The sequence below is a fragment of the Streptomyces sp. SUK 48 genome, assembly GCF_009650765.1.
GTDB lineage: Bacteria > Actinomycetota > Actinomycetes > Streptomycetales > Streptomycetaceae > Streptomyces.
Map to the genome: position 1 here is coordinate 1734258 of NZ_CP045740.1, position 13177 is coordinate 1747434.

The 13177-nt window shown below is 72.6% G+C and carries 11 protein-coding genes; 4 read left to right on the forward strand and 7 right to left on the reverse strand.

Features of this window, described 5'->3' with window-relative positions; genetic code table 11:
* Positions 1-26 precede the first annotated feature (26 nt).
* Positions 27-2588, forward strand: coding sequence for an ATP-dependent Clp protease ATP-binding subunit (locus GHR20_RS07330; RefSeq protein ID WP_148023170.1), 2562 nt, complete (start codon positions 27-29; stop codon positions 2586-2588).
* Between the two features lie 111 nt (positions 2589-2699).
* Here GHR20_RS07330 and ggt read toward each other — a convergent pair whose 3' ends face one another.
* Complete coding sequence (ggt, locus tag GHR20_RS07335) at positions 2700-4508, reverse strand: gamma-glutamyltransferase (protein ID WP_153812697.1); 1809 nt, start codon at positions 4506-4508, stop codon at positions 2700-2702.
* A gap of 142 nt (positions 4509-4650) precedes the next feature.
* Between ggt and GHR20_RS07340 the strand changes: the two genes are divergently transcribed.
* On the forward strand, positions 4651-5397 hold the full coding sequence (locus GHR20_RS07340) for a hypothetical protein (RefSeq protein WP_187278963.1): 747 nt from the start codon (positions 4651-4653) through the stop codon (positions 5395-5397).
* 637 nt (positions 5398-6034) lie between these two features.
* Here the strand turns inward: GHR20_RS07340 and GHR20_RS07345 are convergent.
* From GHR20_RS07345 to GHR20_RS07365, 5 genes are all read right to left on the reverse strand, one after another.
* Positions 6035-6448, reverse strand: a complete 414-nt coding sequence (locus tag GHR20_RS07345) for a DUF6278 family protein (RefSeq protein ID WP_153812698.1) — start codon at positions 6446-6448, stop codon at positions 6035-6037.
* 15 nt (positions 6449-6463) lie between these two features.
* A complete protein-coding gene (locus GHR20_RS07350; RefSeq protein ID WP_111581214.1) occupies positions 6464-7243 on the reverse strand; it encodes an exodeoxyribonuclease III in 780 nt (259 codons plus the stop codon).
* 67 nt (positions 7244-7310) lie between these two features.
* Positions 7311-7946: an MBL fold metallo-hydrolase gene (locus tag GHR20_RS07355; protein WP_153812699.1), complete on the reverse strand. Its 636-nt coding sequence runs from the start codon at positions 7944-7946 to the stop codon at positions 7311-7313.
* Between the two features lie 43 nt (positions 7947-7989).
* On the reverse strand, positions 7990-9285 hold the full coding sequence (locus GHR20_RS07360; protein ID WP_153812700.1) for an alpha/beta fold hydrolase: 1296 nt from the start codon (positions 9283-9285) through the stop codon (positions 7990-7992).
* An 88-nt stretch (positions 9286-9373) separates the two neighbouring features.
* Positions 9374-10438, reverse strand: a complete 1065-nt coding sequence (locus GHR20_RS07365; RefSeq protein WP_153812701.1) for an aldo/keto reductase — start codon at positions 10436-10438, stop codon at positions 9374-9376.
* Between the two features lie 122 nt (positions 10439-10560).
* On the opposite strand from GHR20_RS07365, the gene GHR20_RS07370 reads away from it, so the two are divergent.
* Both GHR20_RS07370 and GHR20_RS07375 read left to right on the forward strand, forming a co-directional pair.
* Positions 10561-11406 (forward strand): helix-turn-helix transcriptional regulator, encoded by an 846-nt coding sequence (locus GHR20_RS07370; protein WP_153812702.1) that lies wholly within the window; start codon positions 10561-10563, stop codon positions 11404-11406.
* 280 nt (positions 11407-11686) lie between these two features.
* Positions 11687-12271, forward strand: a complete 585-nt coding sequence (locus GHR20_RS07375) for a hypothetical protein (RefSeq protein ID WP_153812703.1) — start codon at positions 11687-11689, stop codon at positions 12269-12271.
* A 104-nt stretch (positions 12272-12375) separates the two neighbouring features.
* Here GHR20_RS07375 and GHR20_RS07380 read toward each other — a convergent pair whose 3' ends face one another.
* Positions 12376-13113: an SDR family oxidoreductase gene (locus GHR20_RS07380; protein ID WP_153812704.1), complete on the reverse strand. Its 738-nt coding sequence runs from the start codon at positions 13111-13113 to the stop codon at positions 12376-12378.
* Positions 13114-13177: the final 64 nt, after the last annotated feature.

Here is a 13177-nt window from a genome sequence, read left to right on the forward strand (position 1 = left end):
CACCGTCAGCGAAGGAAAGCATCGCCATGACCAACGGCTACCCTCCTGACCCCTTCGGCGAATTCCTCGCCCGCTTCTTCAGCGGCGCCGCCGGCGGCAGCGGCGGCGCTCCCGGCCCGCGGCACATCGACATCGGCCGGCTGCTCAGCCAGCCGGCGCGGGAGCTGGTCAAAGGGGCGGCGCAGTACGCGGCCGAGCACGGCAGCCGGGACCTGGACACCCAGCATCTGCTGCGCGCGGCCGTCTCCACCGAGCCCACGCGGAGCCTGCTGACCCGGGCCGGGGCCGATCCGGACTCGCTCGCCACCGAGATCGACGACCGGGCGGGCCCGGTCGCGCACCCGCCGGGCGAGGTGCCGCCGCCGACCTCGCTGTCCCTGACCCCGGCGGTGAAGCGGGCGCTGCTGGACGCGCACGACATGGCCCGCTCCACCGGCGCGGGATACATCGGCCCGGAGCATGTGCTCAGCGCGCTGGCCTCGAACCCCGACTCGGCGGCGGGGCACATCCTGCACGCGGCCCGCTTCCCGGCGAGCGGGCTGCCGCCGGAGCCGCCGGAGGGCGCCACCGGCCCGGTGCGCGTGGAGCGGCAGCGCTCCACCGGCACCCCCACGCTGGACAAGTACGGCCGTGATCTGACCGAGCTGGCCCGGGAGGGCCGGGTCGACCCGGTGATCGGCCGGGACACCGAGATCGAGCAGACCATCGAGGTGCTCTCCCGGCGGGGCAAGAACAACCCCGTGCTGATCGGCGACGCGGGGGTGGGCAAGACCGCCATCGTGGAGGGCCTCGCCCAGCGGATCGCCGACGGGGACGTGCCGGACCAGCTGGCCGGGCGGCGGGTGGTCGCCCTCGATCTGACCGGGGTCGTGGCCGGCACCCGCTACCGGGGCGACTTCGAGGAGCGCCTGAACAACATCGTGGAGGAGATCCGCGCCAACTCCGACCGGCTGGTCGTCTTCATCGACGAACTGCACACCGTCGTCGGCGCGGGCTCCGGCGGCGAGGGCGGCGCGCTGGACGCGGGCAACATCCTCAAGCCCGCGCTGGCCCGGGGCGAACTGCACATCGTGGGCGCGACCACCCTGGAGGAGTTCCGCCGGATCGAGAAGGACGCGGCGCTGGCCCGCCGCTTCCAGCCGGTCCTGGTGCCCGAGCCGACCGTGCAGGACACCATCGAGATCCTGCGCGGGCTGCGCGACCGCTACGAGGCCCATCACCAGGTCCGCTACTCCGACGAGGCGCTCGTCGCCGCCGTGGAGCTGTCCGACCGGTATCTCACCGACCGGCGGCTGCCGGACAAGGCGATCGACCTGATCGACCAGGCGGGCGCCCGGGTCCGGCTCGGCGCCCGCACCAAGGGCACCGATGTACGGGCGATGGAGCGCGAGGTGGACCAGCTGGTCCGGGACAAGGACCAGGCGGTCGCCGACGAGGACTACGAGCAGGCCAAGCAGCTGCGCGACCGGATCGCCGAGCTGAAGGAACGTATCGCCGAGGCGTCCGGGGGCGAGCAGGCCGACGAGGGGCAGCTGGAGGTGACCGCGGAGTCCATCGCCGAGGTGGTCTCGCGGCAGACCGGCATCCCGGTCAGCCGGCTCACCCAGGAGGAGAAGGAACGGCTGCTCGGCCTGGAGGCGCATCTGCATCAGCGGGTCGTCGGCCAGGAGGAGGCCGTCGCGGTGGTCGCCGAGGCGGTGCTGCGCTCGCGCGCCGGGCTCGCCAGCCCCGCCCGCCCGATCGGCAGCTTCCTCTTCCTCGGCCCGACCGGTGTCGGCAAGACCGAGCTGGCCCGCGCGCTCGCCGAGGCGCTGTTCGGCAGCGAGGACCGCATGGTCCGCCTCGACATGAGCGAGTACCAGGAGCGGCACACCGTCTCCCGGCTGGTCGGCGCCCCGCCCGGGTACGTGGGCCACGAGGAGGCGGGCCAGCTCACCGAGGTGGTGCGGCGGCACCCGTACTCGCTGCTGCTCCTCGACGAGGTGGAGAAGGCGCACCCGGACGTCTTCAACATCCTGCTCCAGGTGCTGGACGACGGCCGGCTCACCGACTCCCAGGGCCGCACGGTCGACTTCACCAGCACGGTCATCGTGATGACCAGCAACCTCGGCTCCGAGGCGATCACCCGGCGCGGCGCCGGGATCGGCTTCGGTCCGGGCGGCACGGAGGCCGACGAGGAGGCGCGGCGGGAGCAGATCATGCGGCCGCTGCGCGAGCACTTCCGGCCCGAGTTCCTCAACCGCATCGACGAGATCGTGGTCTTCCGGCAGCTCACGAGCGGGCAACTGCGGCAGATCACCGATCTGTTGCTGGAGAGCACCCGGCGGCTGCTGGACGGGCAGGGCGTCTCGGTGGAGTTCACGGACGCGGCGGTCGACTGGATCGCCGAGCGCGGCTACCAACCGGAGTACGGCGCCCGGCCGTTGCGCCGCACCATCCAGCGCGAGGTGGACAACCGGCTGTCGCGGCTGCTGCTGAACGGCACGGTCTCCGAGGGCGGCCGGGTCACCGTGGACGTCAGGGACGGGCAGCTGGACTTCCGGACACCGAAGGCGCCGGAGGCCGCGCAGGCCCCGCCCGCCGGATGAGACCCGTCGAGACCCGGAGCGAGACCCGTGCGCGAGGGTGCCGGGGGCGAACGCGAGGGTGCCGGATGCGGTTCGCCCCCGGCACCCTCGCGCGTGTCGTGCGCCCGGCGGCTACGGGGCCGGGTCGACCACCATCGCCGAGCCCCCACCGCGCCGTACCTTCTCGGCCGCGGCCAGCCACCTGCCGTCCGGCAGCCGCTGCACCCCGGTAGCGGCGCCGATCTCCGGGTTGAGGGTGAAATGGTGGCCGATGGCCTCCAGCTGCTGCCTCAACGGGCTGTTGTACAGGGCGGGTTCGAGTTCCGTCTGGGCCGCGTTGCGCTGGCTGGCGCGGGGGGCGGCGATCGCGTCGACCAGCGGAAGGCGCCGGTCGAGGAACTCGGTCAGGGTCTGCAGCACCGTGGTGATGATGGTCGCGCCGCCGGGCGAACCCAGCGCCACCACGGGCCGGTTGCGGCCGTCGAGGACGATCGCCGGCGAGATCGAGGAGCGCGGCCGCTTGCCCGGACCGGGCAGGTTCGGGTCGGGCACGGAGGGGCTCGCCGGGGTGAAGGAGAAGTCCGTCAGCTCGTTGTTGAGCAGGAAGCCCCGGCCGGGCACGGTCATCGCGCTGCCGCCGGTCTGCTCGATGGTGAGGGTGTACGAGACGACGTTCCCCCACTTGTCGGCGACCGTGAGATGGGTGGTGTTCTGGCCCTCGTACGTCGTCGGCGCCGCCTTGCCGCCCTTGGCGCAGTCCTTCGGGTGGTACGGGTCGCCCGGGGCGAGCGGGCTGGTGAGGACCGCGTCGTCCTTGATCAGGCAGGCCCGCGAGTCCGCGAATTTCTGCGAGAGCAGCTGGCGGGTGGGCACCTTCTCGTAGGCGGGGTCGCCGACCCAGCGGCCCCGGTCGGCGAACGCGATCCGGCTGGCCTCGATGAAGTGGTGCAGGTACTGCGCCTCGCTCATCTTCGCCAGGTCGGAGCTCTCCAGGATGTTGAGCGCCTCACCGACCGTGGTGCCGCCCGAGGAGGACGGGGCGATGGAGTAGACGTTCAGACCGCGGTACGCGGTCCGCGTGGGCGCCTGGAGCTTGGCGCGGTAGACGGCGAGGTCCTTCTCGGCGAGCTTGCCGGGGCGGGCGTCCCAGCCGGAGGCCGGGTCCACGGGCGGGTGCTCGACGGTCCTGACGATGTCGTCGCCGATGTCGCCGTGGTAGATCGCTCCCATCCCCCTCTTCGCCAACTCCTCGTAGGTCTTCGCGAGTTCGGGGTTCTTGAAGGTGGAGCCGACGACGGGCAGCTTGCCGCCGGGCAGGAACAGCTTCGCGGTGTCCGGGAAGTAGCGGAACCGGGTCTCGTTGCCCGCGGTCTGCGAGCGGAAGGTGTCGTCCACGGTGAAGCCGTCGCGGGCGAGCCGCTCGGCCGGCTTCAGGACGCTGCCGAGCTTCCGGCTGCCCCACTCATCGAGGGCGGTCTGCCAGGTGGCCGGGGCGCCCGGGGTGCCGACGCTGAGTCCGCTGCTGACGGCGTCATTGAAGGAGAGCGGTCTGCCGTTCTCCACGAAGAGCCGGGAGTCGGCGCTTTGCGGTGCCGTCTCGCGGCCGTCGATGGTGTGCACCGTGCGGGTCCGCGCGTCGTAGTAGACGAAGTAGCCGCCCCCGCCGACGCCGGACGAGTAGGGCTCGGTGACGCCGAGCGCGGCGGCGGTGGCGACGGCGGCGTCCACCGCGTTGCCGCCGTGCTTGAGGACCTCGATACCGGCGGCGGTGGCGTCCTTGTCGACGCTGGCGACGGCACCGCCGTAGCCCACGGCCACCGCCTGTTTGCCGGCCGGTCCGCCCGCCTTCGGGGCGGGCGGCGGTGCCGCGGCCCCCATCGTCACCACGGCGGCCGAGACCACCGTCAGAACCGCCAGTCTCCGCGTGCCTGGGCGACCCATCCGTACCTCCCGTCGGGACAGTCAGCGCAGCGTAGCCAGATTGTCACACTAGCGACAGTACGTCTCGCGCGCTCGCCACACGACCGTCACAGTTCGAACACCGGTACGCCCAGGACGCGCTGGCCCACTACCATCCCCGGCCATGAACGACGACGTGCGCGACATCGTCCTGGGCCTGGTGGCGACCGCCATCTCCGCCGCCGCGGGCTGGCTGGCCCGCACCTGTCTGTGGCGCCGCGGACTCCGGCGCGAGCAGGCGTTCTTCGGGCTGCCGGAGCACGCCGAGGCGCTGCTCGTCGTCAACCGGGACCCGGCCGCGACCGAGCCCGCGGTGCACCGCTACGACGTGTTCGCGCTGCTGGAACTGTCCGCGCTCATCAAGGAGTGCGGGGCGCACGCCGAGGTGGCCACCCAGGACACGGTCCGCCAGGGCTTCGGCGAGCGCACGGAGTTCTGTGTCGGAGGGCCGGCCTCGAACCGCCGGACGGCCGCGCATCTGTCGGCGATGCTGCCGGGGCTGCGGATCACCACCGACCCCGAACCGGTGGCCGAGCGGAGCAAGTTCCGCATCGGCGCGCAGGAGTACCGGATGGAGCGGGGGGTCGTGGAGTACGCGCTGCTCGCGCGGGTCACCAGCGAGGGGCGGCCCCGTCCGGTGTTCCTGTTCTGCGGCCAGAGCGCGATCACCAACCAGGCCGCGACCCGCTATCTGGCCCGCCATCACGAGCGGTTGGCGCGCACGTACGGCGACGGCACGTTCGTCCTCCTGCTGAAGGTCCTCAACTCGCAGGCGTACGGGCCCGACGTGGTGGAGCTGGTGGCGGATGTGACCCGGGCGGCGCGCGGTCCGCTGCCGGAGCCCGAGCCGGAGCCCGCGGGGTCCGCGTGAGGCGCGGTGCGGGCGGTGACGGCCCGTCGAGCGCAACTCGTCCGGCGCAGCTGACCTTCTCCTCGCCGGTGCGAGCAGTGATCTCCGGCTGCCGCCGGACGAGCCTGGCCCGTGTGAACTGCCGCCCCTCTCACGGTGCGGGGGCCATGGGGTCCCCAACCGGCGGCAGTGCCTCCGTCCCGGTGCGGCGGGGCTTGATCACCTCACCACGGGGCGGAACGCACCATCGTAGTCGAGACGTCGGGGGCCGGGGTTCCCGGCATGGTGCTAGAGCCTGTCCGGGCAGGCCCGAGGGCCCGCGGGCAGGTGCCGGGGCCGGTTGCCGAGCGCGGTCGTGGACCCCGGTAACGGGTGGTCCGCGAAGGCGGGGGACGGACGGGGATCGACGGGGCGCCGGGTGAACCGGCCGGTGCGCGTTGCCTGGTACGCCTTCTTCCAGTTGCCGTTCCTCGGTTCGATCAACGGATCGACGGCCATACGCAGCCCTACTCCACTCTCCGCTGGGTGGTGGTTGCCGCAAACTATCCAGCCGGGCCGGGGAGTCGGAGGGCGACACGGCCTTTCCGGCATTAGCCGTATTTAAGGCCGCACGGGGAAGGGTGTGGCGGGGCGGGCGTGGTCCCGGGGCCGCCGGGGGTCAGACCTCGGCGATCTCCGCGTACAGCTGGGACAGCTCGGGGACGCCGGTCGCGGCCCACTGGCGGCCGGCGTCCACCACCTCCACCTCGCGCCCGGAGGCCAGGCGCAGGACGGGCTCGCCGCCGGCGCCGATCCGCCAGGCGGCGCCGGGGACGGTGCGCACCACGACGGTGCCCAGGTACAGCCCGGCGTCATGGCCGAGCCAGGGCAGCGTCTCGGTGTCGTCGCGCCAGCGCGGGATCATCTGGTCCAGGGCCTCCAGGGAGGCCGGGGTGTCGTCCAGGCGGACGCCGCCCCGGGCCGCCTGGGCGCGCAGCAGATCGCACTCGGACAGCAGCGCGGCCACCGACTCGGGGTCGGCGGGCAGCGCGGGGTGCTTCTTGTGCCGCGGGCCCAGGAACGGAAGGTTCATGGACCCAGCGTGGCATCACACGTCGAGGTCGACCACCACGGGCGCGTGATCGGAGGCGCCCTTGCCCTTGCGCTCCTCGCGGTCGACGTAGGCGTCCTTGACGGCCCCCGCGAAGGCCGCGTTGCCGTACACCAGGTCGATGCGCATGCCGCGGTTCTTGGGGAAGCAGAGCTGGCGGTAGTCCCAGTAGGTGAACGGCCGGTCGTACTTGAGCGGGCGCGGGACGACGTCGTCGAGGCCGGCCTCGCGCAGGGCGGTCAGGGCGGCGCGCTCGGCGGGGGTGACGTGGGTGGCGCCCTCGAAGGCGGCCCGGTCGTAGACGTCGTCGTCGGTCGGCGCCACGTTGTAGTCACCGAGGACGGCGAAGGGGCGGCTGCCCTGGGCGTCGCCGAGGACGGCGGCGCGCAGGGCCTCGAACCACTGGAGCTTGTACGCGTAGTGCGGGTGGTCGATCTCACGGCCGTTGGGCACGTACACCGACCAGACGCGGACGGGGCCGCAGGTGGCGGAGATGGCGCGGGGCTCCGTCACGCCCTCGTACCCGGGGTCGCCGGGCAGTCCCTTGACGACGTCCGCCAGGCCGACGCGGGAGAGCACCGCCACGCCGTTCCACCGGCCGGTGGCGTGCACCGCGGCCTCGTAGCCCAGCTCGCGCAGCGGCTCGATCGGGAACTGCTCCTCGGCGACCTTGGCCTCCTGGAGGCAGAGCACGTCGGTGCCACTGCTCTCCAGCCAGGCCAGCAGGCGCGGGAGGCGGGCGGTGATCGAGTTCACGTTCCAGGTCGCGATGCGCATGTCCCACAACCTACCTGGCGGGTACGACAACCCGGCCCGGCCCGCCTCACACCCGGCCCGCCCCGTCTCACACCCGGGCCGAGGCCCCCGGGGCGAGCCGCTGGTGGTCGGTGCCGCCGAGGGCGCCGATCTGGTGGTCGTAGATCGGCCGGGCCAGGTCGGTGAGCAGGGCGTCGTGGATGTCGTAGGCGCGCTGCGGGCGCACTTCGCGGACGTAGTCGATCACTTCGGCGATCTTGTTCCAGGGGGCCATGACCGGGAGCATCAGCGTCTCCACGGGCCGGTCCGGGACGGTGAGGGCGTCGCCGGGGTGGAAGATCTTCCCGCCGTCGAGGAGGTAGCCGACGTTGGTGATGCGCGGGATGTCCGGGTGGATCACGGCGTGCAGCTCGCCGTGCGCCTGGACGTCGAAGCCGGCGGCGGTGAAGGTGTCGCCGTGCCCGACCGTGTGCACCCGGCCCGGGAACGCCGCCGCGATCTTCTCCGCGACGGACCGCAGCGTCCAGATGTGGGCTGCCGGGTTGTCCTCCATCGCCGCCCGCAGCCGGGACTCGTCGAAGTGGTCCGCGTGCTCGTGCGTGACGAGGATCGCGTCCGCCCCGAGCGCGGCGTCCTCCTCGCTGAACCCCCCGGGATCGATGACGAGCACCTGCCCGTCCTTCTCCACCCGGACACAGGCATGGGACTTCTTGGTGAGCTTCATGCCTCACCATCCTGCCGGAGGGGGCGCACGGACGCCTCGGGGCTCACTCCTCCGGGGTCGTCTCCTCCTGGATGACCTGCTGGGCCACCTTGAAGGCGCTGGAGGCGGCGGGCAGGCCGACGTAGAGGGAGGTGTGCAGGAGGATCTCGCGGATCTCGTCGGGGGTGAGGCCGTTGCGCAGGGCGGCGCGGGTGTGGGAGGCGAGTTCGTCCAGGTGGCCGCCGGCGATCAGCGCGGTGAGCGTGACGCAGCTGCGGGTGCGGCGGTCCAGGCCCGGGCGGTCCCAGACCTCGCCCCAGGCGTAGCGCGTGACGAACTCCTGGAAGTCCCCGGAGAACCGGTCCGCCCCGGCGAGTTCCTGGTCGACCCGGGCATCGCCGAGCACCTCGCGGCGGATCTTGAGCCCGGTCTCGTACCGGTCGGCGCGCTCCGCGGGCGGCGCGGCGGCGGCCGGCGGGGCGATCTCCGCGACCGGGACCACGGCCTGCGGCGGCACCATCGGCAGCGGCGCCGTGACCTCCGCCCCCGGCAGGGCGATCTGGCCGGTGTCGTACGGCTGCTGCCAGGCCGTGGCGAAGTGGTGGACCAGCAGATCGGTGACGGCGGCGGGCTGCTCGACCGGGACCAGGTGGGAGGCGCCGGGCACGACCGCGAGCCGGGCGTCCGGGATGCCCGCGACCAGGGTGCGGGCCTCGGCCGGGCCGGTGACCTGGTCCTCGGAGCCGACCAGGACCAGCGTGGGCGCGGCGACGCGCCCCAGCTCGGCCCGCACGTCGAAGGAGGCGAGGGCCTCGCAGGAGGCGATGTAGCAGCCGGGGTCGGTGGTGCGCACCATCTGCACGGCCCACTCGGTGATCGCGGGCTGCGCCGCCGAGAACCCGCCGGTGAACCAGCGGTCCGGTGAGGTCCGGGCGATGGGGTCCAGGCCGTTGGTGCGTACGATCACGCCGCGCTGGCGGAACTCGTCGGCCGTGCCGAACCGGGGCGAGGCCGCGACCAGCGCGAGCGAGGCCAGCCGCTCGGGGTGGCGCAGGGCCAGCTCGATCCCTATCGCACCGCCCAGCGCGCAGCCCGCGTACCCGAAGCGCTGCACTCCGAGCGAGTCCAGGGTCGCGAGCAGCCGGGTGCTCAACTCCCCCACGGACCCGGCCGGATGGGCGGGCGCTCCGCCGTGCCCGGGCAGATCGAACCGGAAGATCCGCCACTGCTTGGCCAGCTCCGGAACCTGCCGGTCCCACATGTGCCAGGTGGTGCCCAGTGAGGGAGCCAGGATCAGGACCGGGGCTTGTTCTGGCCCGTCGAAGCGGTACTGGAGGGTCTCGGGGGCGCTCTCACTCATGGGTCTCACCCTCTCATCCCTCACGGACGCCCCTAAAACGCGGGATCAATGGATGCCGTCCTGAGCAGGTCGAGGACCGGCATGGAGCTCAGCGGCGGTCCGGGATCTTCAGCTCGCCCCGGGTCACTGCCCGGATGTGGTCGCTCGCGAGCAGGTCGTGCGGGTGACCGAGGCTGATCGCGCTGATCCCGTCGAGGCGGGCCAGCTGGGCGGCGGTGAAGTCGACCTCCAAGGCGCCCAGGTTGTCCTCCAGTTGGGCCACTGTGCGGGCGCCGATGATCGGGGCCGTCACGCCAGGGTTGCGCAACGTCCAGGCCAGTGCGACCTGGGCGGGGGTACGGCCCGTCTCCTCGGCGACCTCGCCGACGACGTCAGCGATGGCCAGGTTGCGGGTGGTGACCGTGCCGAGTGCGATGTTGAAGGCCCTGCGAGTGCCGTCGCCGACAGCGGCGTCCGCCCCGGCCAGGTCGGCGCGGCCGTACTTGCCGGTGAGGACGCCCCCGGCGAGGGGCGAGTACGGGACGACGCCCAGCCCCATCTCGAGGGCCATGGGGATGAGGTCGCGCTCCCCGGTGCGCTCGATGAGGTTGTACTCGATCTGGAGCGCGACCAGCGGTGACCAGCCGCGTAGGCCGGCGGCGGTCTGCATGCGCGAGACCTGCCAAGCGGGGGCGTTGCAGATCGCCACGTAGAGGACCTTGCCCTGCCGGACCAGGTCGTCCATGCCGCGCAGGATCTCCTCGACCGGTGTCGTGAAGTCCCACACGTGCAGATAGAGCAGGTCGACGTAGTCCGTGCCGAGTCCTCGCAGACTCGCCTCCACCGAGGCGAACAGGCTCTTGCGGTGGCTGCCCGAGGAATTCGGGTCACCGGGGTGGCGCAGCGTCGTGTACTTCGTCGCCAGGACCAGGCTCTCGCGCCGATTGCGGGTGAACTCGCCCAGCAGGCGTTCCGAGGTGCCGCCGCTGTAGGTGCTGGCGGTGTCGATGAAGTTCCCGCCTCGCTCGACGTACAGGTCGAACAGCTTGCGCGCCTGGTCCTGATCGGCGCCCCAGCCCGATTCTGTGCCGAAGGTCGCCGCGCCCAGTGCCAGCGGTGAGACCCGCAGCCCGGAACGGCCCAGCAGCCGGTAGGTGTCGAGGGTGAGCGACATCGCATCCTCCTGTGCTCGTGATCGTGATCGGTGCCAGGGACAAGGCTGTGCCGCAGGCGGGCCCGGGGTAAGGGAAGGGACATCCTGGGAACGCCGGTCCCACCCTCGTTGTTGCGACGGACATGACGACGCGCACCATCGCCGACACCGTGGACACGACACAGGAACTGGCCGCGTTCCTGCGGGCCCGACGCGAGCGACTGGATCCACGCGACTTCGGCCTGCCGTCGCGTCGGCGGGCCCGGCGCACCCCGGGGCTGCGCCGTGAAGAAGTCGCCGAGCTGGCCGGGATCAGCGTCGACTACGTCGTACGGCTGGAGCAGGCTCGCGGGCTGCGGCCCTCGGCGGAGGTTCTGGAGGCGTTGGCGCACGCGCTGAGGCTGGGCGCCGACGAACGCGTCCACCTCTTCGACCTGGCCCGGCAGCGGGCCCGCGACATCGACGGGCCGGCCACCACCGCGGCACCGCCGCTGGCCCGGCTGGTCGCCGACCTGTCACCGATGCCGGCCATGCTGATGAACCACCGCGCCGACATCCTCGCCTGGAACGACGGGATGGCGCGTCTCCTCCTGGACTTCGGCACTCTGCCTCCGGAGCGGCGCAACGCGATGTGGCTCTGCCTGATGCACCCGCAGACCCGTGACCTCTACGTCGACCGCGATCGGGTCCTGCGGGAGGGTGTCGCCCACCTGCGGGCCGCGTGGGCCGCCCATCCGGATGACCGGGTCCTGGCCGGTCTCATCGCACGCTTCACCACGCACGTCGACGGCTTCGCCCACCGGTGGGCCGAGCAGGACGTGAAGGGGAACGGCCGGGGCAGCAAGGAGATACGACACCCCGACGTCGGGCCGATCGCCGTGCACTACGAGATGCTGACACCGACGCAGGACCCGGGCCAGCGGCTGATGATCTGCCGGCCGGCAGACGAGCGAACCGAGGCAGCGTTCGACCGACTGGCCGCCCGATGACGTGGGAGCGCCTCGGGGTTTCGTCCGGAGCCTCTGGTGATCGGGTCCTCTGGTTATCGGTCCGCCGCTACGAGGACGACCGTCCGGATGCCGCGCCCGCGCGGATGCCCACGGATCGCGCGGGATGAAAGGCCCCGACGGCCAGGACGGGACCGGGCTCGCGCCGGGGCGTCCGGGTGGGTCCTTCCGGCGCGGCACACAGCGGCGGCGCGATGCGTCGTTCGCTCTCCCCGCAGCGGGCCTCGCCTCTACTCTGAAGACGCACAGGGAGGAGGGCGTGATGGAGAGGCAGCCCGGGGAGCCTGAGGCCGATGCGCCGCTCAGGCCGCGGCCCGACTACCCGCCGAAGACTCCGCCGCCGCCGAAGAAGCCGCTCTCCCCGCCACTGACAGACCGGTCGCGCAGCGAGCTGCTCGAAGACCTGCCCGTGCCGCAGCGCGGTGGCCGCAGCGGGCGTCCCGTCATGCGCAACAGGCGTGGTGCGGCGTGGACGCTGGAGGCTGCCCCATGGGCGCCGCGCAAGGCGTACGAGCACGTGGAGACCCAGCTGACCGGCTGGGGCCTGGCCGCCCCCAGGAGGCTGGAGGAGGTGGTGCGACTCCTGGCCGGCACGGTCGTCGCCGACGGAGGCCGGCGGATCAGCGTCCATGTGTCCGAGCAGAACGGTCTGGCCCTCGTCCTGTGCCTCAGCCACCGGCCCGCCCCGGCCGACGAGGCCACCGACGTCCTGGATGCGCTGCGAGAGCTGGGCACCGACAGCTGCGGCACCGAGATGACCGACGAAGGACGGCAGGTGTGGGCATTGCTGCCCGTACGAGGTGCCGCTCCCGGCCCGAGGGGCCGCCCATGGAGCAGGGGGCGGTGATGCTCCCGGGAGCGGTGACGGCGACGAACCACCTGTATCCGGGGCCGGTTGCCGCCGGCCGCGGATCATGAGGGCGAGGGTGTGCGGATGTCCGGTTCCGTCCGTCACCGGGCGCTCGCTGCGGGTCGTACGACGATCTCGTTGACGTCGACGTACGACGGCTGGGAGATCGCGTAGGCGACGGCGTCCGCGATCGCGGAGGCCGGCAGGGCCACGGCGCGGTAGGTCCGCATGGCCGCCCGGGCGGCCGGGTCCGCGATGCCGTCGGCAAGTTCGGACTCCGTGACGCCCGGCGAGACCAGCGTGACCCGGACGTCACCGGCGCACTCCTGACGAAGGCCCTCGGAGATCGCACGGACCGCGAACTTGGTGGCGCAGTAGACGGCGGCGGTGGGAGAGACCTCGTGCGCGCCGACGGAGGCGATGTTCACGATGTGCCCGTCGCCCTGCGCGCGCATCACGGGCAAGGCGGCGGAGATGCCGTGCAGGACACCCCGCATGTTCACGTCGATCATGCGGTTCCACTCCTCCGTCCTGAGCGCCTCCAGCGGCGACAGCGGCATGACCCCGGCGTTGTTGACCATCACGTCCACGCGGCCGTAGCGCTCTTGGGCCGCTGCCACGAAGTCCTGGACGTCGGCGGCCTCGGTGACGTCCAGGCGCCGGGTCGCCGCCGTGCCGCCCGTGGCGGTGATCTCCGTGACGAGTTGGTGCAGGCGATCGGTGCGCCGTGCTCCCAGGAACAGGCGGTGGCCGTCGGCGGCGAGCCGGCGGGCGGTCGCCTCGCCGATCCCGCTGCTGGCACCGGTGATCGCTACGACCTTGACTGTCTGGTCCGGCATGACTGCCCCTTGTCTCTTGGTGGGGCACCGAGTCTGGGCGAGGTGTTCCAGGCGGCCCAGGGCG

Excerpts from the sequence above, each read along its gene's own strand:
- GHR20_RS07360 (WP_153812700.1), bottom strand. The coding sequence starts at position 9,285 with ATGAGTGAGAGCGCCCCCGAGACCCTCCAGTACCGCTTCGACGGGCCA.
- GHR20_RS07355 (WP_153812699.1), bottom strand. The coding sequence starts at position 7,946 with ATGAAGCTCACCAAGAAGTCCCATGCCTGTGTCCGGGTGGAGAAGGAC.
- GHR20_RS07370 (WP_153812702.1), top strand. The coding sequence starts at position 10,561 with ATGACGACGCGCACCATCGCCGACACCGTGGACACGACACAGGAACTG.
- GHR20_RS07330 (WP_148023170.1), top strand. The coding sequence starts at position 27 with ATGACCAACGGCTACCCTCCTGACCCCTTCGGCGAATTCCTCGCCCGC.
- GHR20_RS07375 (WP_153812703.1), top strand. The coding sequence starts at position 11,687 with ATGGAGAGGCAGCCCGGGGAGCCTGAGGCCGATGCGCCGCTCAGGCCG.
- GHR20_RS07380 (WP_153812704.1), bottom strand. The coding sequence starts at position 13,113 with ATGCCGGACCAGACAGTCAAGGTCGTAGCGATCACCGGTGCCAGCAGC.
- GHR20_RS07340 (WP_187278963.1), top strand. The coding sequence starts at position 4,651 with ATGAACGACGACGTGCGCGACATCGTCCTGGGCCTGGTGGCGACCGCC.
- ggt (WP_153812697.1), bottom strand. The coding sequence starts at position 4,508 with ATGGGTCGCCCAGGCACGCGGAGACTGGCGGTTCTGACGGTGGTCTCG.
- GHR20_RS07345 (WP_153812698.1), bottom strand. The coding sequence starts at position 6,448 with ATGAACCTTCCGTTCCTGGGCCCGCGGCACAAGAAGCACCCCGCGCTG.
- GHR20_RS07350 (WP_111581214.1), bottom strand. The coding sequence starts at position 7,243 with ATGCGCATCGCGACCTGGAACGTGAACTCGATCACCGCCCGCCTCCCG.
- GHR20_RS07365 (WP_153812701.1), bottom strand. The coding sequence starts at position 10,438 with ATGTCGCTCACCCTCGACACCTACCGGCTGCTGGGCCGTTCCGGGCTG.